Raw genomic sequence first — 17,292 nt, forward strand, 5'->3', positions numbered from 1 at the left:
CCATGTTCCTGCGCCATTGCATCTCCTTCACCCTGATCGCCCTGCTGGCCGGTTGTGCCGGTTTCGGTAGCCGCGAGGCCCTGCAGGGCCACGGCAACCCACAACAGTGGCGCGCCCATAAAGAACAACTGAGCAGCCTCGATGGCTGGCAGATCAACGGCAAGGTCGGCATCCGCGCCCCGCGCGACTCCGGCAGCGGCACGCTGTTCTGGCTGCAGCGCCAGGACTACTACGACATTCGCCTTGCCGGCCCGCTGGGCCGTGGTGCCGCACGCCTGACCGGCCGCCCGGGTGGTGTGGTACTGGAAGTGGCCAACCAGGGCCGTTACGAGGCCACGAGTCCCGAAGCTTTGCTGGAAGAGCAGCTTGGCTGGCAACTGCCGGTGTCCCACCTGGTCTGGTGGGTACGCGGCCTGCCCGCCCCCGACAGCAAGAGCAAGCTGACCCTGGACGGTGACAGCCGTCTGGCCAGCCTCGACCAGGACGGCTGGCAGGTGCAGTACCTGAGCTACACCGAGCAGAACGGTTACTGGCTGCCCGAGCGCCTGAAACTGCACGGCAAGGACCTGGACGTGACCCTGGTGGTCAAGGACTGGCAGCCACGCCAGCTGGGGCACTGATCACATGCAACTCACCCTGCCCGCCCCGGCCAAGCTCAACTTGTGGCTGCACATCATCGGCCGCCGCCCAGATGGTTACCACGAGCTGGAAACCGTGTTCCAGTTTCTCGACCATGGCGACGAACTGAGTTTCGCCCTGCGTGACGATGGCGTGATCCGCCTGCACACCGAGATTGAAGCCGTACCGCACGACAGCAACCTGATCGTGCGCGCCGCCCGCAAGTTGCAGGAGCAATCCGGCACCACGCTCGGCGCCGACATCTGGCTGACCAAAGTGCTGCCCATGGGTGGCGGCATCGGTGGTGGCAGCTCGGATGCCGCCACCACCCTGCTGGCCCTGGCCCACCTCTGGCAGCTGGACTGGGACGAAGACCGCCTGGCCGCACTGGGCCTGAGCCTGGGCGCCGACGTACCGGTATTCGTGCGCGGCCATGCGGCGTTCGCCCAGGGCGTGGGCGAACAACTCACCCCGGTAGACCCGGAAGAACCTTGGTATGTCGTGCTGGTGCCGCAAGTGTCTGTCAGCACAGTAGAAATTTTTTCGCATCCACAGTTGACACGTGATTCACTCCCCCTTAAGATGCGCCCCGTTCCCAAGGGAAACAGTCGAAATGACTGCCAACCGGTGGTAGAGCAGAATTACCCAGAAGTTCGCAACGCATTGAATTCACTGGGAAAATTCACTGAGGCTCGACTAACCGGCACTGGAAGTTGTGTGTTTGGGGCCTTCCCAAGCAAAGCCGAAGCTGATAAAGTTCTGGCCCTTCTTTCAGCGACCCAAACAGGGTTTGTGGCGAAAGGAAGCAATGTTTCGATGTTGCATCGCAAGCTGCAAAGTCTGGTCAAGAAGCCGAGCGCATAAGCGTTCGCAGCAACAGATACAGGGGCGTCGCCAAGCGGTAAGGCAGCAGGTTTTGATCCTGCCATGCGTTGGTTCGAATCCAGCCGCCCCTGCCATTTTCCTTATACTCATCCAGGTATACCCTCAGCCTTCAGGTACTGCGCGTGTCCAAGATGATGGTCTTTACGGGGAACGCTAACCCCGATCTGGCTCGGCGTGTCGTACGTCAGCTGCATATCCCTCTCGGTGACGTCTCTGTCGGTAAATTCTCCGACGGTGAGATCAGCACTGAGATCAATGAAAATGTTCGCGGTAAAGACGTTTTCATTATTCAGCCGACCTGTGCCCCGACCAACGATAACCTGATGGAACTGGTAGTGATGGCCGATGCCTTCCGCCGCTCCTCAGCATCCCGAATCACCGCCGTGATTCCTTACTTCGGATATGCCCGCCAGGACCGCCGTCCGCGTTCGGCACGTGTAGCCATCAGCGCCAAAGTCGTCGCTGACATGCTCACTGTCGTGGGTATCGACCGTGTTCTCACCGTCGACCTGCACGCTGACCAGATCCAAGGCTTCTTCGATATCCCGGTCGACAACATCTACGGCTCGCCCGTACTGGTCGACGACATCGAAGACCAGCGTTTCGAGAACCTGATGATCGTCTCCCCGGACATCGGTGGTGTCGTGCGTGCACGTGCAGTCGCCAAGTCCCTGGGTGTCGACCTGGGTATCATCGACAAACGCCGTGAAAAGGCTAACCACTCCGAGGTTATGCACATCATCGGCGACGTCGAAGGGCGCACCTGCATCCTGGTAGACGACATGGTCGACACCGCCGGCACCCTGTGCCACGCGGCCAAAGCCCTGAAAGAACACGGCGCTGCCAAGGTTTACGCCTACTGCACGCACCCTGTCCTGTCGGGCCGCGCGATCGAGAACATCGAGAAGTCGGTACTGGACGAGCTGGTGGTGACCAACACCGTTCCGCTGTCCGCCGCTGCTCAAGCCTGTGACCGTATCCGCCAGCTGGATATCGCACCGGTTGTCGCTGAAGCGGTACGCCGCATCAGCAACGAAGAATCGATCAGCGCGATGTTCCGCTAAGCGGAACGCGTGTTGATATGAAGCGCCCCGCCCCAACATGTGTTGGGGCGGGGCTTTTTTGCCATCCCCGTTGGCGCTGGTCGCAAACGCCCTCGGGGGGCTATTTTGGAGAAGTAAAATGACTGATTTCATCCTGAACGCCCAAGCGCGTACTGACCTGGGGAAAGGTGCGAGCCGCCGCCTGCGTCACTCGCTGAGCATCCCGGCCGTTGTCTACGGTGGCGATAAAGAAGCTCAATCCCTGACCATCCTGGCCAAGGAAATCACCAAGCTGTTCGAAAACGAAGCTGCCTTCAGCCACGTTATCGAGCTGAACGTTGACGGCGTTAAGCAAAACGTCATCATCAAGGCCATGCAGCGCCACCCAGCCAAGCAGTTCATCATGCACGCCGACTTCGTTCGCGTTGTTGCTGGCCAGAAACTGACCGCTGTTGTTCCAGTGCACTTCATCAACGAAGAAGCACCGGTCAAGAAAGGCGGCGAGATCTCCCACGTTGTTTCCGAGATCGAAGTTTCCTGCGAAGCCAAAGACCTGCCTGAGTTCATCGAAGTTGACCTGGCCAACGCCGAAGTCGGCACCATCATCCACCTGTCGGATCTGAAAGCTCCGAAAGGCGTAGAGTTCGTTGCTCTGGCCCACGGTGATGACAAAGCTGTTGCCAACGTTCACGCTCCACGCGTTGCTCCAGAAGCAGAAGGCGCTGCCGAGTAATCTACTCGCACGCCGGCGTTGATCGGGTTACAGTGCCGCGCGCCCTGTAACCCACCAACTCCAAGGAAGAGCCCCTGACGTGACCGCCATCCAGTTGATCGTCGGCCTGGGTAACCCCGGCCCCGAATACGAACAGACCCGGCATAACGCAGGGGCTCTTTTCGTTGAACGCATTGCCAGCGCACAGCGTGTTTCGCTGACCGCTGACAAGAAATATTTCGGCCTGACGGCTAAGTTCAGCCATCAGGGCAACGACGTTCGTTTGTTGATCCCCACCACCTACATGAACCGTAGCGGCCAGTCCGTGGCGGCCTTGGCCAATTTCTTCCGCATCAAGCCGGAAGCGATCCTGGTGGCACACGACGAACTCGACCTGCCTCCGGGCGTTGCCAAGCTCAAGCGCGGCGGCGGCCATGGTGGGCATAACGGCCTGCGCGACATCATCGCGCAGCTCGGCAACCAGAACGACTTCCACCGCCTGCGGCTTGGCATCGGCCACCCGGGCGACGCCAAACTGGTCTCCAACTTCGTCCTGGGCCGCGCGCCGCGCGCCGAGCAGGAGAAGCTCGACGCCAGCATCGATTTTGCCCTCGGCGTGCTGCCGGACGTGCTTGCCGGCGACTTCGCCAAGGCGATGCGCGAGCTGCACAGCCAGAAGGCCTGATTTCCTTTAGAGAGGGGAATACCCATGGGTTTCAATTGCGGCATCGTCGGCCTGCCCAACGTCGGCAAGTCCACCCTGTTCAACGCCCTGACCAAGTCTGGCATCGCGGCGGAGAACTTCCCTTTCTGCACCATCGAGCCAAACAGCGGCATCGTGCCGATGCCCGATGCGCGCCTGAATGCGCTGGCTGAAATCGTCAAGCCAAACCGCATCCTGCCCACCACCATGGAATTCGTCGACATCGCCGGCCTGGTGGCGGGTGCGTCGAAAGGCGAAGGCCTGGGCAACAAGTTCCTCGCCAACATCCGCGAGACCGACGCCATTGCCCACGTGGTGCGCTGCTTCGAAGACGAAAACGTGATCCACGTTTCCAACAGCGTCGACCCCAAGCGTGACATCGAGATCATCGACCTCGAACTGATCTTCGCCGACCTCGACAGCTGCGAGAAGCAACTGCAGAAGGTTGCCCGCAACGCCAAGGGCGGCGACAAGGAAGCCCTGGCGCAGAAGGCTATCCTGGAGCAGTTGATCCCGCACTTCACCGAAGGCAAGCCAGCGCGCAGCCTGATGAAGAACATGAGCGCCGAAGACAAGGCGGTCATCCGCGGCTTCCACCTGCTGACCAGCAAGCCGGTGATGTACATCGCCAACGTGGCGGAAGACGGTTTCGACAACAACCCGCACCTGGACGTGGTCAAGGCCATTGCCGAGGAAGAAGGCGCGGTGGTGGTGCCGGTGTGCAACAAGATCGAAGCGGAAATCGCCGAGCTGGACGACGGTGAAGAGAAGGACATGTTCCTCGAGGCCTTGGGCCTGGAAGAGCCTGGCCTGAACCGTGTGATCCGCGCCGGTTACGAGCTGCTGAACCTGCAAACCTACTTCACTGCCGGCGTGCAGGAAGTACGTGCCTGGACCGTACGCGTGGGTGCCACCGCACCACAAGCCGCTGGCGTGATCCACACCGACTTCGAAAAAGGCTTCATCCGCGCTGAAGTGGTGGCCTATGACGACTTCATCCAGTTCAAGGGTGAGAGCGGTGCCAAGGAAGCCGGTAAATGGCGTTTGGAAGGCAAGGATTACATCGTCAAAGACGGCGACGTGATGCACTTCCGCTTCAACGTCTAAGCGGTAGCCTGCTGTAACCACAAACCCCTTGAGGCTTACGCTTCAAGGGGTTTTGTTTTGCCCGGCCCCCCCAGCACCAGGCTCAGGTCCTCGGTCATGTGCAGGCGGGCATTGAGGTGCTGGAGGCCCTGCCCGCCATCGACAGTACAGGAAGCGCTATAGTCGGCGTTGCCCGCGATGGGCTCATGGGTTCAAGGAGGACAGATGAAAGAACACCAGTACGAAGTGCAAGTGACCTGGACCGGCAACAAGGGTGACGGTACTTCCAGCTATACCGCCTATGCACGCGACTTCAACGTTGAGGCCCCCGGCAAGGCTGCCTTGGCCGGATCGGCAGACCCCGCCTTTCGCGGTGACCCACAGCGCTGGAACCCGGAAGACATGCTGGTAGCATCGCTGTCGGCCTGCCACAAGCTCTGGTACCTGCACCTGTGTGCGGTGAATGGTGTAAATGTGCTGGAGTACGTCGACAAACCACTGGGGCGCATGGTGGAGGGCGATACACAGGCGAAGGGTCGCTTCACTCAAGTGCTATTGCGCCCGCACGTGACCATCAGTGCAAACTCGGACCGGGAGCTTGCCTTGCGTTTGCATGAGGATGCGCACCATGAGTGTTTTATTGCCAACTCGGTGAACTTCCCGGTTGAATGCGCGCCAGTGGTGACGACTGCATAGATGGATTGAGATTGAAGGGGCTGCTGCGCAGCCCCCCATCCCAACATCTAAGCTGTGATTGAGTCCCCTCCTCCCCCAGAGCCTGCATCATGCCCGAACCCACTCGCTTCGACTGGCAACGCTGGTTACCTGGCCTGGTCACCCTGCTCCACTACAAGCCAGCCTGGCTGGCCAAGGACATCGCCGCCGGCCTGGTGCTCACCACCATGCTGGTACCCGTGGGCATTGCGTACGCCGAAGCGTCCGGCGTACCCGGCATCTATGGCCTGTATGCCACCATTATCCCCTTGCTGGCCTATGCCCTGTTCGGCCCCAGCCGCATCCTCGTACTGGGCCCGGACTCGGCACTGGCCGCGCCGATCCTGGCGGTGGTGGTGCAGTACGCCGCCAGTGACCCGCAGCGGGCAATCGCCATCGCCAGCATGATGGCGCTGGTCGCCGGGGCGTTCTGTGTAATTGCCGGGCTGCTGCGCCTGGGCTTCATCACCGAGTTGCTGTCCAAGCCGATCCGCTATGGGTACATGAACGGAATCGCCCTCACGGTGTTGATCAGCCAACTGCCCAAGCTGTTCGGCCTGTCGGTGGACAGCCAAGGACCGCTGCGAGATATCTGGAACCTGATTCAGGCCTTGCTTGCCGGCCAAGGGCATTGGCCAAGCTTCATGGTCGGTGGTGGCAGCCTGGTGCTGATCCTTTTGCTCAAGCCCTTCAAGCGGGTACCGGGCATCCTCATTGCCATGGTGCTGGCCACGCTGGCGGTGAGCCTGCTGGGGCTCGACCAGCAAGGCGTGAAGGTGCTCGGCGAGTTGCCCCAAGGGCTCCCCGGTTTTGTCTTCCCCTGGGTCAGCGACATCGACCTGGTGGAGGTGCTGCTCGGTGGCATCGCGGTAGCGCTGGTGTCGTTCGCCGACACCAGTGTGCTGTCGCGCTCCTATGCCGCCCGCCTGAAAATGCCGGTCAACCCGAACCAGGAAATGTTCGGCCTGGGTATAGCCAACCTGGCTTCGGGGCTGTTCCAGGGTATTCCGATCAGCAGCAGTTCATCGCGCACGCCAGTGGCCGAAGCGGCAGGCTCGCAAACCCAACTCACCGGTATTATCGGCGCGCTGGCGGTAACCCTGTTGCTGCTGGTGGCGCCCAATCTGATGCAGCACCTGCCCAACAGTGCCTTGGCCGCCGTGGTGATTGCTGCCGCACTGGGCCTGTTCGAGTTCACCGACCTCAAACGTATATTCCACATGCAGCAGTGGGAGTTCTGGCTGTCGTTCACCTGCTTTGTCGGCGTAGCCGTATTTGGCGCTATTCCAGGTATCTGCATCGCCGTGGCCATCGCAGTGATCGAGTTTCTGTGGGACGGTTGGCGGCCGCACCATGCGGTACTGGGCCGGGTGGATGGCACGCGGGGCTACCATGATGTGCAGCGTTATCCAAAGGCCCGACGCATTCCAGGGTTGGTGCTGCTGCGCTGGGACGCGCCGCTGTTCTTCGCCAACGCCGAGCAGTTCCAGAGCACAGTGATGGCGGCAGTGGACGCGTCGCCTACACCGGTGCAGCGGTTGATCATCGCGGCGGAGCCAGTGACCAGTATCGACATCACTTCGGCCGACATGCTGGCCGAGCTGGACCGGGCACTGGAAGCACGGGGGGTGGAGTTGCAGTTTGCCGAGATGAAGGATCCGGTGAAGGACAAGATGCGGCGGTTCGGATTGTTCCACCATATGGGGGAGAATGCCTTTCATCCAACGGTGGGCGCGGCGGTGGATGCCTATCTGGATGAGAGCGGAGTTGACTGGCAACCCTAGGCAGCCCGAACCCGGCGCCGATCAATCCAGATCAGCATGGCACTGGCATACACCGACACCGCCAGAAACAGTGCCATGCGCACCGCAAACGCCTTGTACACATCCTGCCCGCCAGCACTGTCCTGCACCGACTGCCCCAGCAGGATCAACAGGGTCGTCAGGCAGCTCACCCAGTACGCCGGGCTCTGCCGGTTCTGCACCACCTGATACAGCCGGCGCGCCTGCCAGAGCGCGAACAGCAGCACCCACAAAAAAAACATCCACAGGTGCACGAACAGGCTCAACGCGCCCCACATCAGTATCGCCAGCAACCCGGCGAGCAACGTTGAGCCAACCAGCTCACGGCTGGCGTGCCGCGCGCGGGTTTCGCCGGCCTGTTGCCCCACACTCACTGCCTTCATGATCAGCGGCATGTACTGGTCCGGGGCAATCAGCGCCAGCAGGAAAGCCGGCATCACAATCAACGTGGCGCGCAACGCTACCCAGCTGACATGCGCGCGCCCCGGCAGCGGCGGTACCGGCTGTGCCGGCGCATTGGCAGGTTCGGGAAACAGCACATGGGCCAAGGCCGTGCCCAGCACCGCAAGCAACATGCCTTTGGCCAGCGCTTCGACCACCGAGAGGGCCAAGGTGAAGTCGCTGGTACCCGCAGCAGCAATCATGGTCAGGCCGACTATCAGCAAGTTGGCCAGCAGGCCGTTGCCGCCCATCAAGGCATAGCGCAACGTGAGAAAAACGCCCACGCCCACCAGCAACACTCCGCTGACCGGGGCGTGACGCAACAGTGGAATCAGCAATAACCCGCTGCCACACGCGAGCAGCACCAGTACCGCCAAGGCGGGTGCCGCGCGCAACGGCAATGGCTGGCTACGCATGGCCAGCAACAGCACGGCGAACACCGGTGCCAGGATCGGCACGGGTAGGCCGATGCCGAAGCTGACCACCAGGCACAGCGCCACGCCCCAGGCCAGGCGCAGGGCCCGCAGGCGGCGCAATTCAATAGGCATACGACAGCCAGCTCATCAGCCACATGAACAACCTGCCCAGCAGGTTCAGCGGGTTGCCTTCGCCGGGCAAGGCCATGACCTCGGCCTGGCCACCAACCCGCAGCACGGTCTTGTCCTGAAGTTGGTCGCGCTCAAGCTCGACAATCACCGGGAAGCGCTGTGCCGAACGCAGCCACTCGCGGCTGTTCTGAACGGTCGGCAAAGTACCCGGCGGGGTGCCCTGGCCCACGCTCACGCCGTAGCCAATGCTGCGAACACGCCCCTTCAACACGGTACCGGGCAGCGCATCAAGCACCACCAGCACCGGGGTGTCGGGGCGCAGGCGGCCGAGGTTGTTCTCGGTCATGTCGGCACTTATCCACACGTCGTGGATACTGATCAGCGTCATCATCGGGCTGCCAGCCCCGACATAATGCCCAACGTCAGTGCGCAGGTCGGTGATCAGGCCATTCGCATCAGCGCGCACCACCGTGCGCGCCAGGTCAAGCCGTGCCTTTTCGACATTGGCCGCAGCACTGCGCAGCTGGGCGTTGTCCTCCTGCGCCCCGCCCTGCTGCTCACGGGCCCGCTCCACCTCCGCACGGGCCGCCGCCACCTGGCTGATGGCCTGGTCGCGGGTAGCCTGGGCGCCTTCCAGGCGACGTACCGATACTGTGCCGGGGTCCTCATCAATCAGGCGCTTGAGGCGCTCGGCGTCCTGCCGGGCCTTGCGTGCGTTGGCCTCGGCGGCCACGAGCGCGGCCTGGGCCGAGTCGATGCCGGCGGTACTGGCGCCGATCTGACGGCGCACGGTTTCGAGGTCGGCTTCGGCGCGGGCCAAGGCAATGCGGTACTGTTCCTGATCGAGCTCGAACAGCACATCGCCCTGGCGCACCTCCTGGTTGTTGCCGACTGCGACACGCTTGATCTGCCCGGCCACTTCGGCGGCCACCGGAACCACGTACGCCTGCAGGCGGGCCTGCTGGGTGTACGGCGTGAAGCGGTCGGCCAGCAAGTACCAGAGCAGGCTCACGGCTATCAGCAGCAGCACCCAGCGCATGCCGCGGTCAGGGGCCGGCGGGGGGGGCGTAGGCGTGCTGTCGCTCATTGGTTTTCACCTTGTGCGTGTGCGGTGGGGGCTGGCTCGTCGAGCAGCTCGCCCCAGTCGGTGCGGTGCTGCATGTGCTGACGGGTGGCCGGGTCGATCGGTGCGCGGCGGGCATCCCAGCCACCGCCCAAGGCCTTGTACAAGGTCACCAGGCTGCTGACTGCATTGCCACGGCTGACCAGGTAACCGTCCTGTTGCTGCAACAGCAATTGCTGGGCATCGAGCACGCGCTGGAAGTCGGCAAAGCCTTCGCGGTACTGCGAGCTGGCCAGGTTCAGCGAACGCTGTGCAGCCTGCGAGGCCTGGTCGCGAATGGTTGCGCTCTGCAGCGAGCGGACAAGCCCGCTGGCGGCATCGTCGGCTTCGCGGGCCGCTTCGCGCACGTTTTGCTGGTACAGCTCGATCAGTTGCTGCAAGCGGGCATCCTCTACGCGCACGGCATTCTTGCGCCGGCCATAGTCGAACGGGTTCCAGATCAGGCTAGGGCCAGCAGCCAGGTCGAAGGTGTCGGGCAGATGACTGGCGGATAAAAAGGTCCAGCCAATGCTGCCCAGCAGGCTCAGCTGTGGATAAAGATCGGCCTCGGCAACCCCAACCAGCGCCGACTGCGCCGCCACCGCCTGCTCGGCGGCGCGGATGTCCGGGCGGCGCTGCAAAAGGTAGGCCGGTACGTCCTGAAGCACCGCGCGGTCTGGCAATGGCAGCTGGCCATGGCCGGCCTCCAGCTGCGGTAGCGGTCCTGGCGGGCGGCCCAGCAGCGAGCACAGCACGTTGCGCAGCGCGTTGAGCTGGTTTTCGAACTCGGGGATGGTGGCCAGGGTCGCCAGGTATTGGGTGCGCGCCTGCTGCCAGTCGAGTTCGTCATTTTCGCCGTGGCGGAACAACCGCTCGGTGATCTCCAGGCTACGCGCCTGGCGCTCGGCGTTCTCGCGCGCGATATCCAGCCGTGCCTCGGCGGTCCGCAGGGCGAAGTAGGTGTCGGCCACTTGTGCACGCAACAGCAGCATGGCATCGGCGTAATTGGCCTGGGAAACGAAGTAGGCCGCATCTGCGCTTTCGATGGCGCGGCTGAAGCGCCCCCAGAAGTCAATCTCCCAACCGATGTCGAAGCCCACGCTGGATTGCCAGAACACCGAGTCGCGCGCTGCTGCAGCGCCGGACTGGTCTTGTTTCAGGTACAGGCTCTGCGCGCTCAACTGTTGCAACTGTGGATAACGCCCGGTCTGCACGATGGCCAGCTGGGCACGGGCTTCGGCGATGCGCAGGCCCGCCACGCGAAGGTTGGTGTTGTTGGCATCGGCCTCGGCAATCAGCGCGTCCAGCATCGGGTCGGCGAACACCGTCCACCAGCGGCGCAGGTCGGGCGCCGCAGCGCTGCGTCCTGCCTGCTCCAGCAAAGGCGTGCTCCAGCCGGCCAGCCAAGGGGCCTGGGGCTTTTCGAAATCCGGGCCAACCTGGGTGCAGCCGGCCAGCACTAGCAGCAGCCCCAGACCATAGCCGTACGTGGGCATGGCAGCCCCTGGCTCAGGCAGCAGGTGGTGCCGGTTGCTCCGGCACCTGCAGTGCAACCCATTGCCAGAACAACACGTAGGTGACGCCAAGGATCACCGGGCCGATGAACAAGCCGATGATCCCTTTGACCACCATGCCGCCCAGCGCCCCGATCAGCACCACCGGCATCGGCACATCCACCCCTCGCCCCAGCAGCAGCGGCTTGAGCACGTTGTCGGCCAGCCCGGCAACGAAGGTGTAGATGGCAAACACGATGGTCGCGGCGGTAAAGCCTTCGACGTTGAACACATAGATGATCACCGGCACCGTGACAAGGGTAGCGGGCGCCTGGGCAATCCCCAGCATGAGGATGACGATGGCCAGCATGCCGGCCCCTGGCACCCCTTTGACCACGAAGCCGACGCCGATCAGCAACATCTGGATGAACGCAATGCCGATCACACCCTGGGCCACCGCACGAATGGTCGCGGTGCACAACTTGGCCAATGGCTTGCCCCGCTCCTCACCCGATACCCGCATGGCGATACGCTGTGCCGCGATTTCACCACGGTCACCATAGGCCATGATCACCCCGGAGATGATGATCGCACCGATGAACAGCAAAAAGGCCCCCCCGGCACTGGCCGCAGCACCCAGCACCGTGCGCCCGGCGCCCTTGAGCTGGGGCATCCACTGGTTCAGCACACTGGCCATGTTTTCGGAGGCCGCCAACCAAAGGGCATGCACCTTCGGCCCGATCAGTGGCCAGGCCGCCACGGCGTCAGGTGGGGTCGGCACGCTCCAGGCTCCGCTTTTGAGCAACGTCACCAGGCTGTCCACCGATTCGCCGATGGACATCACCACCAGGTAGATCGGCACCAGCAGCACCACCAGTACCAGCACCACCACCAGCGTCGCCGCATACCCCTGCTTGAGGCCGGTACGGCGCTGGAGGCGACAATGCAACGGGTACAGGGTGACCGCCAGGATAACCGCCCACAGCATCAGCTCCAGAAATGGCTGGAACACCTGAAAGGCAAAGATCACCAAGGCAGCCACCAGGCCGGCTTTGATCAGCACATCGAGCAAACCCCGCGACAGGGCGCTGTCCAGCTTGATACCCGGTTGCATGCTTCACCTCCGAACATTCAGTTCGTCATGTGCCACGGTTCAGTCACTCGTTTCCGGGGTTGCCTGTACGGGGCTGGCGTCTCGTAACTGCCGCGCCAAGGCCATCATCACCAGCGGTACCACCGCCATCGACAAGGTAATGGCCAGCACCAGCACGTCATGCACTTGCCGAGTCAGCACCTGATGCTCCAGCGCCAGCTTGAACACCACGAAGGCAAACTCGCCACCCGAGGCCAGCACCACGCCCAGGCACAACGCCTGGGCCTTGTTGAGCCCGCCAACCGTACGCCCGAGGCCATACAGCAAGGGCAGCTTGATGGCGACCAGCAACACGGTCAGGCCTAACACCATCAGTGGCATGCCAAACAGCAGGCGCAGGTCGGCACTCATGCCCACGCCAACGAAGAACAGCCCCAGCAGCAGGCCTTTGAGCGGCTCGATCTGGGTTTCCAGTTCGTGGCGAAATGGCGACTCGGCCATCAGCACGCCGGCCAGAAATGCACCCAGTGCCATCGACACGCCCACGTGCTCCATCAGCCAGGCGGTGCCCAGCACTACCAGCAAGGCCGTGGCCGTCGACAGCTCGGGCAAGCCCGAACCCACCGTCCACTTGAATACCGGGGTCAACAGATAGCGACCAAAGACAATCAGCACGCCTATGCCGACAGCCACTGCCAGCAGCGGCCAGGCCCCTTCGTCGGCGGTGCTGACATCGCCCCCGAGCAGCGGCACCACGGCAATCAAGGGAATAGCGGCAATGTCCTGAAACAGCAGGATGGCCACCGCCAGGCGACCGTGCGGCTTGCCCAGGTCCTTGCGCTCGGCCAGTACCTGCAAGCCAAAGGCGGTGGACGACAGCGCCAGGCCAAGGCCCAGCACGATGGCAGCGGGTTTCGATTGGTCGAACAGCCAGTACGCCAGCAGCCCAAGCAGCACCGCAGTCAGCCCTACCTGCAAGCTGCCGACGCCAAACAGCGCCCGGCGCATGGTCCACAGACGCCGGGGTGAGAGCTCAAGGCCAATCACGAACAGCAGCATGACCACGCCCATTTCCGACAGCCGCGCCACGTTGTCCGGGTTGTCGAGCAGGCCGAACACCGAAGGACCAATCAGGATACCCGCCAGCAGGTAACCCGGTACCGCCCCCATTTTCAGGCGCTGTGCCAGCGGAACCAGAAGCACCACGGCCAACAGGAACACCACCGTCGCCTGCAACAGGCTGCCGTCATGTGGCATGAGCTCGTACCTTCGCAGCTCCCCGCAGGGAGGGGGTCAGAAGCGTTCTTCAACGACCTTGAACGGATAGGCCACAGCCTTGTACTTGCCGATCTTGCCGCGTTTGGGCAACTTCACCAGCTGGTCGCGGGTGATGTCCTTGTAGGGAATGCGGCCAAGCAGATGGCTGATGATGTTCAGCCGGGCGCGCCGCTTGTCGTTGGAATGGGCCACGAACCACGGTGCCCAGGCGGTATCCGACGCCTGGAACATGTCGTCACGCGCCTGGGTGTAATCATCCCAGCGGGTGTACGACTTGAGGTCCATCGGCGACAGCTTCCACAGCTTGCGGCCGTCATTGATGCGGTCCTGCAGGCGCCGGGTCTGCTCTTCGGCGCTGACTTCAAGCCAGTACTTGATGAGGATGATCCCCGACTCGACCATGACCTTTTCGAACACGGGCACACCGGTCAGAAACTTGTCCACTTGCTCGTCAGAGCAGAAGCCCATGACCCGCTCGACCCCGGCGCGGTTGTACCAGCTGCGGTCGAAGATCACCACTTCGCCCGCAGCGGGCAGGTGGCCCAGGTAGCGCTGCAGGTACATCTGGGTTTTCTCTCGCTCGGTCGGTGCGGGCAGTGCCACCACGCGGAACACCCGTGGGCTGACGCGCTCGGTGATGGCCTTGATGGTGCCACCCTTGCCGGCACCGTCACGGCCTTCGAAGACGATGCACACCTTCAGGCCCTTGGCGACCACCCACTCCTGTAGCTTCACCAGCTCTACATGCAGGTGTTTGAGCGCTTTTTCGTAGGCCTTGCCGCCCAGTTTTTCTGGCGTTTCCTGGGTGGGTTTCTTCCTGGACGGCTTCGACATGACACTCTCCTTAAGGGGAATGAAGAGTCAGTATGGTCGATTCATGACGGTTTGCCGCTTCGCTTGCCGGCTGAGAGGGGGCTGCGGTGCAGCCCCCCCAAAAAAACCTACTTGGCCAACTTGTTGTAGCTGGTCATCAGGTTGCGGTAATCCGGAATATGGTTGGAGAACAGGGTCCCCAGCCCTTCAATGTCATTGCGCCAATCACGGTGCAGCTCACAGGCCACGCCGAACCAGGTCATCAACTGTGCACCGGCAGCCTCCATGCGCCGCCAGGCGGAGTCGCGGGTGAGTTCGTTGAAGGTGCCAGAGGCGTCAGTGACGACGAACACCTCGAAGCCCTCCTCCAGTGCCGACAGTGCCGGGAAGGCCACGCACACTTCGGTGACCACACCGGCAATCAGCAGCTGCTTCTTGCCAGTGGCTTTTACCGCCTTGACGAAGTCTTCGTTGTCCCAGGCGTTGATGTTGCCGGGGCGTGCAATGTAGGGGGCGTCGGGGAACTGCTCTTTCAGTTCCGGCACCAGCGGGCCGTTGGGGCCAGTCTCGAAGCTGGTGGTGAGGATGGTCGGCAGCTTGAAGTATTTGGCCAGGTCGGACAGAGCCAGCACGTTGTTCTTGAAGCGGTCGGGGTCGATATCCCTTACCAGCGAGAGCAGGCCGGTCTGGTGGTCGACCAGCAGCACCGCAGCGTTGTTCTTGTCCAGACGCTTGTATTCGAAGGCCATGGCGGATCTCCTTGCTTCAGCGGGTTGGGAGTATCAGCGTAGGCAAGGATGCAGGGCTGCAGAGGCCGTCGGTCGGGTTTGCCTGGCCGCTCCCTTCAGCTTCAAAAGGAAGCTCTGCCATCACTTCACAAATTCCTGAACTGATTATTTGCCGCCAGCGATTTTTCCCCTCGCCAACCGCCACCAGAATCGCTTCACCATAATCACAAAAACCGTGAGGCCACTCCCGTGGACCAGACTCTCCAGGTACGGCAGGCGGCCGCCGACCTCGTCGCCGCGTTTGCCAGCAACGACACCGCCCGCTATTTCGCCTGCTTCAGCGAAGACGCCACCTTCCTCTTCCACACCTTGCCGCAACCGCTGCTGTCGCGCCGTGCCTACGAAGACCTCTGGGCCCAGTGGCAGGCCGAGGGTTTTGCCGTGCTCGCCTGCGAGTCGGGCAATGCTCAGGTGAGCGTGCAAGGTGATGTGGCGATCTTCATGCACGATGTGGCCACCCATATCCGCATCGCCGGTGAAGAACACCAGTTGAGCGAGCGCGAAACCATCGTGTTCCGCCGCCACGGCGAACAGTGGCTGGCCTGCCACGAACACCTGTCGGTCGTATCGCCGGCCTGATCACCTTTTACGCGGCCCTGCCGCCCTGCCATCGCACCCACAAGAAGGCCCGCGCACTGCGCAGGCTACAACAACCGCGCTGGAGCATCACCATGAGCCACTCGACCGGTATCGAGACCAACGGCGTCGAACAGATCCCCGACGATCAACGCGACGCCTCCCCGCTGGACCTGTTCCGCCTGATCTTCGGCGGCGCCAATACCTTCGCTACCGCCGTGCTGGGCAGCTTCCCGGTGCTGTTCGGGCTGTCGTTCCAGGCAGGTGTGTGGGCGATTCTGCTCGGCGTTACCGTGGGCGCGCTGATCCTTGCACCCATGGGCCTGTTCGGGGCACTGAACGGCACCAACAACGCGGTGTCTTCAGGCGCACACTTTGGCGTGCATGGGCGTATCGTCGGCTCGTTCCTGTCGCTGCTGACGGCGGTGGCGTTCTTCTCGCTGTCGGTGTGGAGCTCGGGCGATGCTTTGATCGGCGGGGCCAAGCGCCTGGCCGGCCTGCCGGAAACCGACCTTACCCTGGGCCTGGCCTACGGCCTGTTCGCGGTGCTGGTGCTGGTGGTGTGCATCTTCGGCTTCCGCTTCATGCTGTGGGTCAACAAAATTGCCGTGTGGGCGTCGAGCCTGCTGTTCCTGCTGGGTATCGTCGCCTTTGCCGGGCCGTTCGATGCCGGTTACGCCGGCAGCGTCAACCTGGGCCAGGCGGGCTTCTGGGCAGCCTTCGTCGGTGCAGCGATCCTGGCCATGAGCAACCCGGTGTCGTTCGGCGCCTTCCTGGGCGACTGGTCACGCTACATCCCGCGTGAAACGCCCAAGGCGCGCATCATGCTGGCCGTGATTGCCGCCCAGGGCGCCACACTGATTCCGTTCCTGTTCGGCCTGTGCACGGCCACCCTGGTTGCAACCCAGGCACCGGACTACATCGCCGCCAACAATTATGTAGGTGGCCTGCTGGCCGTGGCCCCAACCTGGTTCTTCCTGCCGGTATGCCTGATTGCGGTGATCGGCGGCATGTCCACCGGCACCACGGCGCTGTATGGCACCGGTCTGGACATGTCCAGCGTGTTCCCGCGCTTGCTCAGCCGCGCCGGCGCCACGTTGCTGATCGGTGTACTGGCGATCGGCTTCATTTTCGTCGGCCGTTTCACCTTCAACCTGGTGCAGAGCGTGTCGACCTTTGCGGTGCTCATCATCACCTGCACCAGCCCGTGGATGGTGATCATGATCCTCGGCCTGATTACCCGCCGCGGCTTCTACCACGCCGATGACCTGCAGGTGTTCACCCGCGGCCAGCGCGGTGGCCACTACTGGTTCCTGCATGGCTGGAACTGGCGCGGCATGGGGGCGTGGATCCCCAGCGCAGCGGTCGGCCTGTGCTTCGTCAACCTGCCGGGGCAGTTCGTCGGCCCGCTGGGCGACCTGGCCGGGGGCATCGACCTGAGCCTGCCGGTCACCCTGGGGCTGGCTGGCGTGCTGTACCTGCTGCTGCTCAACCTTTTCCCTGAACCTGCTGGCGTGTATGGCCCTCAAGGCCCGCGTTGGGTGCGTTGCAAAAGCACCACGCACACGCCCGTGACCACTGCCGAAATGGCCTGACT

The 17,292-nt window shown here is 62.8% G+C and carries 17 protein-coding genes and 1 tRNA gene; 11 read left to right on the top strand and 7 right to left on the bottom strand.

Annotation, left to right across the window (positions count from 1 at the left end):
- The first annotated feature begins 2 nt into the window (after positions 1 to 2).
- The 9 genes from lolB (at position 3) to FHW75_RS10120 (ending at position 7,545) form a co-directional block, all read left to right on the top strand.
- A complete protein-coding gene (gene lolB, locus FHW75_RS10080; protein WP_019098859.1) occupies positions 3 to 620 on the top strand; it encodes a lipoprotein insertase outer membrane protein LolB in 618 nt (205 codons plus the stop codon).
- A gap of 4 nt (positions 621 to 624) precedes the next feature.
- Positions 625 to 1,482, top strand: coding sequence for a 4-(cytidine 5'-diphospho)-2-C-methyl-D-erythritol kinase (ispE, locus tag FHW75_RS10085; protein ID WP_019098860.1), 858 nt, complete (start codon positions 625 to 627; stop codon positions 1,480 to 1,482).
- A 20-nt stretch (positions 1,483 to 1,502) separates the two neighbouring features.
- Positions 1,503 to 1,577, top strand: a tRNA-Gln gene (locus tag FHW75_RS10090).
- A 48-nt stretch (positions 1,578 to 1,625) separates the two neighbouring features.
- Complete coding sequence (locus tag FHW75_RS10095; RefSeq protein WP_003247410.1) at positions 1,626 to 2,567, top strand: ribose-phosphate pyrophosphokinase; 942 nt, start codon at positions 1,626 to 1,628, stop codon at positions 2,565 to 2,567.
- Positions 2,568 to 2,685: 118 nt separating this feature from the next.
- Positions 2,686 to 3,279, top strand: a complete 594-nt coding sequence (locus FHW75_RS10100) for a 50S ribosomal protein L25/general stress protein Ctc (protein ID WP_016713313.1) — start codon at positions 2,686 to 2,688, stop codon at positions 3,277 to 3,279.
- A gap of 79 nt (positions 3,280 to 3,358) precedes the next feature.
- Positions 3,359 to 3,943 carry an aminoacyl-tRNA hydrolase gene (gene pth, locus FHW75_RS10105; protein WP_012270476.1) on the top strand — a complete coding sequence of 195 codons (585 nt, stop codon included), beginning with the start codon at positions 3,359 to 3,361 and terminating at the stop codon, positions 3,941 to 3,943.
- A gap of 24 nt (positions 3,944 to 3,967) precedes the next feature.
- Positions 3,968 to 5,068: a redox-regulated ATPase YchF gene (gene ychF / locus FHW75_RS10110; protein ID WP_016713314.1), complete on the top strand. Its 1,101-nt coding sequence runs from the start codon at positions 3,968 to 3,970 to the stop codon at positions 5,066 to 5,068.
- A gap of 204 nt (positions 5,069 to 5,272) precedes the next feature.
- Positions 5,273 to 5,743, top strand: a complete 471-nt coding sequence (locus tag FHW75_RS10115) for an OsmC family protein (RefSeq protein WP_027609758.1) — start codon at positions 5,273 to 5,275, stop codon at positions 5,741 to 5,743.
- 89 nt (positions 5,744 to 5,832) lie between these two features.
- Positions 5,833 to 7,545 carry a SulP family inorganic anion transporter gene (locus FHW75_RS10120; RefSeq protein ID WP_183673568.1) on the top strand — a complete coding sequence of 571 codons (1,713 nt, stop codon included), beginning with the start codon at positions 5,833 to 5,835 and terminating at the stop codon, positions 7,543 to 7,545.
- Here the strand turns inward: FHW75_RS10120 and FHW75_RS10125 are convergent.
- From FHW75_RS10125 to ycaC, 7 genes are all read right to left on the bottom strand, one after another.
- Complete coding sequence (locus FHW75_RS10125) at positions 7,542 to 8,552, bottom strand: DUF2955 domain-containing protein (protein WP_025754678.1); 1,011 nt, start codon at positions 8,550 to 8,552, stop codon at positions 7,542 to 7,544. The two genes, FHW75_RS10120 and FHW75_RS10125, sit on opposite strands and share 4 nt — an antisense overlap.
- On the bottom strand, positions 8,542 to 9,639 hold the full coding sequence (locus tag FHW75_RS10130) for an HlyD family secretion protein (RefSeq protein WP_183673570.1): 1,098 nt from the start codon (positions 9,637 to 9,639) through the stop codon (positions 8,542 to 8,544). The genes FHW75_RS10125 and FHW75_RS10130 overlap by 11 nt, the downstream gene beginning before the upstream one ends.
- Entirely contained in the window at positions 9,636 to 11,150 is a 1,515-nt protein-coding gene (locus FHW75_RS10135; RefSeq protein WP_183673572.1) for an efflux transporter outer membrane subunit, read from the bottom strand. The genes FHW75_RS10130 and FHW75_RS10135 overlap by 4 nt, the downstream gene beginning before the upstream one ends.
- A gap of 13 nt (positions 11,151 to 11,163) precedes the next feature.
- A complete protein-coding gene (locus tag FHW75_RS10140; RefSeq protein WP_183673574.1) occupies positions 11,164 to 12,261 on the bottom strand; it encodes an AI-2E family transporter in 1,098 nt (365 codons plus the stop codon).
- Between the two features lie 39 nt (positions 12,262 to 12,300).
- Complete coding sequence (locus tag FHW75_RS10145; RefSeq protein WP_019098864.1) at positions 12,301 to 13,497, bottom strand: monovalent cation:proton antiporter-2 (CPA2) family protein; 1,197 nt, start codon at positions 13,495 to 13,497, stop codon at positions 12,301 to 12,303.
- Between the two features lie 36 nt (positions 13,498 to 13,533).
- A complete protein-coding gene (gene ppk2 / locus FHW75_RS10150) occupies positions 13,534 to 14,352 on the bottom strand; it encodes a polyphosphate kinase 2 (protein ID WP_019098865.1) in 819 nt (272 codons plus the stop codon).
- A 107-nt stretch (positions 14,353 to 14,459) separates the two neighbouring features.
- Complete coding sequence (ycaC, locus tag FHW75_RS10155; RefSeq protein WP_019098866.1) at positions 14,460 to 15,080, bottom strand: isochorismate family cysteine hydrolase YcaC; 621 nt, start codon at positions 15,078 to 15,080, stop codon at positions 14,460 to 14,462.
- Positions 15,081 to 15,308: 228 nt separating this feature from the next.
- On the opposite strand from ycaC, the gene FHW75_RS10160 reads away from it, so the two are divergent.
- Both FHW75_RS10160 and FHW75_RS10165 read left to right on the top strand, forming a co-directional pair.
- Entirely contained in the window at positions 15,309 to 15,698 is a 390-nt protein-coding gene (locus tag FHW75_RS10160) for a nuclear transport factor 2 family protein (RefSeq protein ID WP_025754682.1), read from the top strand.
- Positions 15,699 to 15,790: 92 nt separating this feature from the next.
- Positions 15,791 to 17,290 carry a cytosine permease gene (locus FHW75_RS10165; protein WP_016713325.1) on the top strand — a complete coding sequence of 500 codons (1,500 nt, stop codon included), beginning with the start codon at positions 15,791 to 15,793 and terminating at the stop codon, positions 17,288 to 17,290.
- The last annotated feature ends 2 nt before the right edge of the window (positions 17,291 to 17,292 follow it).

Source organism: Pseudomonas sp. OG7 (genome assembly GCF_014192825.1).
GTDB classification, from domain to species: domain Bacteria; phylum Pseudomonadota; class Gammaproteobacteria; order Pseudomonadales; family Pseudomonadaceae; genus Aquipseudomonas; species Aquipseudomonas monteilii.

What these genes read in the sequence shown, in the direction of transcription:
- lolB (WP_019098859.1), top strand. Translation starts at nt 3, where the DNA reads ATGTTCCTGCGCCATTGCATCTCCTTCACCCTGATCGCCCTGCTGGCC.
- ispE (WP_019098860.1), top strand. Translation starts at nt 625, where the DNA reads ATGCAACTCACCCTGCCCGCCCCGGCCAAGCTCAACTTGTGGCTGCAC.
- FHW75_RS10100 (WP_016713313.1), top strand. Translation starts at nt 2,686, where the DNA reads ATGACTGATTTCATCCTGAACGCCCAAGCGCGTACTGACCTGGGGAAA.
- ychF (WP_016713314.1), top strand. Translation starts at nt 3,968, where the DNA reads ATGGGTTTCAATTGCGGCATCGTCGGCCTGCCCAACGTCGGCAAGTCC.
- FHW75_RS10115 (WP_027609758.1), top strand. Translation starts at nt 5,273, where the DNA reads ATGAAAGAACACCAGTACGAAGTGCAAGTGACCTGGACCGGCAACAAG.
- FHW75_RS10120 (WP_183673568.1), top strand. Translation starts at nt 5,833, where the DNA reads ATGCCCGAACCCACTCGCTTCGACTGGCAACGCTGGTTACCTGGCCTG.
- FHW75_RS10125 (WP_025754678.1), bottom strand. Translation starts at nt 8,552, where the DNA reads ATGCCTATTGAATTGCGCCGCCTGCGGGCCCTGCGCCTGGCCTGGGGC.
- FHW75_RS10130 (WP_183673570.1), bottom strand. Translation starts at nt 9,639, where the DNA reads ATGAGCGACAGCACGCCTACGCCCCCCCCGCCGGCCCCTGACCGCGGC.
- FHW75_RS10135 (WP_183673572.1), bottom strand. Translation starts at nt 11,150, where the DNA reads ATGCCCACGTACGGCTATGGTCTGGGGCTGCTGCTAGTGCTGGCCGGC.
- FHW75_RS10140 (WP_183673574.1), bottom strand. Translation starts at nt 12,261, where the DNA reads ATGCAACCGGGTATCAAGCTGGACAGCGCCCTGTCGCGGGGTTTGCTC.
- FHW75_RS10145 (WP_019098864.1), bottom strand. Translation starts at nt 13,497, where the DNA reads ATGCCACATGACGGCAGCCTGTTGCAGGCGACGGTGGTGTTCCTGTTG.
- ppk2 (WP_019098865.1), bottom strand. Translation starts at nt 14,352, where the DNA reads ATGTCGAAGCCGTCCAGGAAGAAACCCACCCAGGAAACGCCAGAAAAA.
- ycaC (WP_019098866.1), bottom strand. Translation starts at nt 15,080, where the DNA reads ATGGCCTTCGAATACAAGCGTCTGGACAAGAACAACGCTGCGGTGCTG.
- FHW75_RS10165 (WP_016713325.1), top strand. Translation starts at nt 15,791, where the DNA reads ATGAGCCACTCGACCGGTATCGAGACCAACGGCGTCGAACAGATCCCC.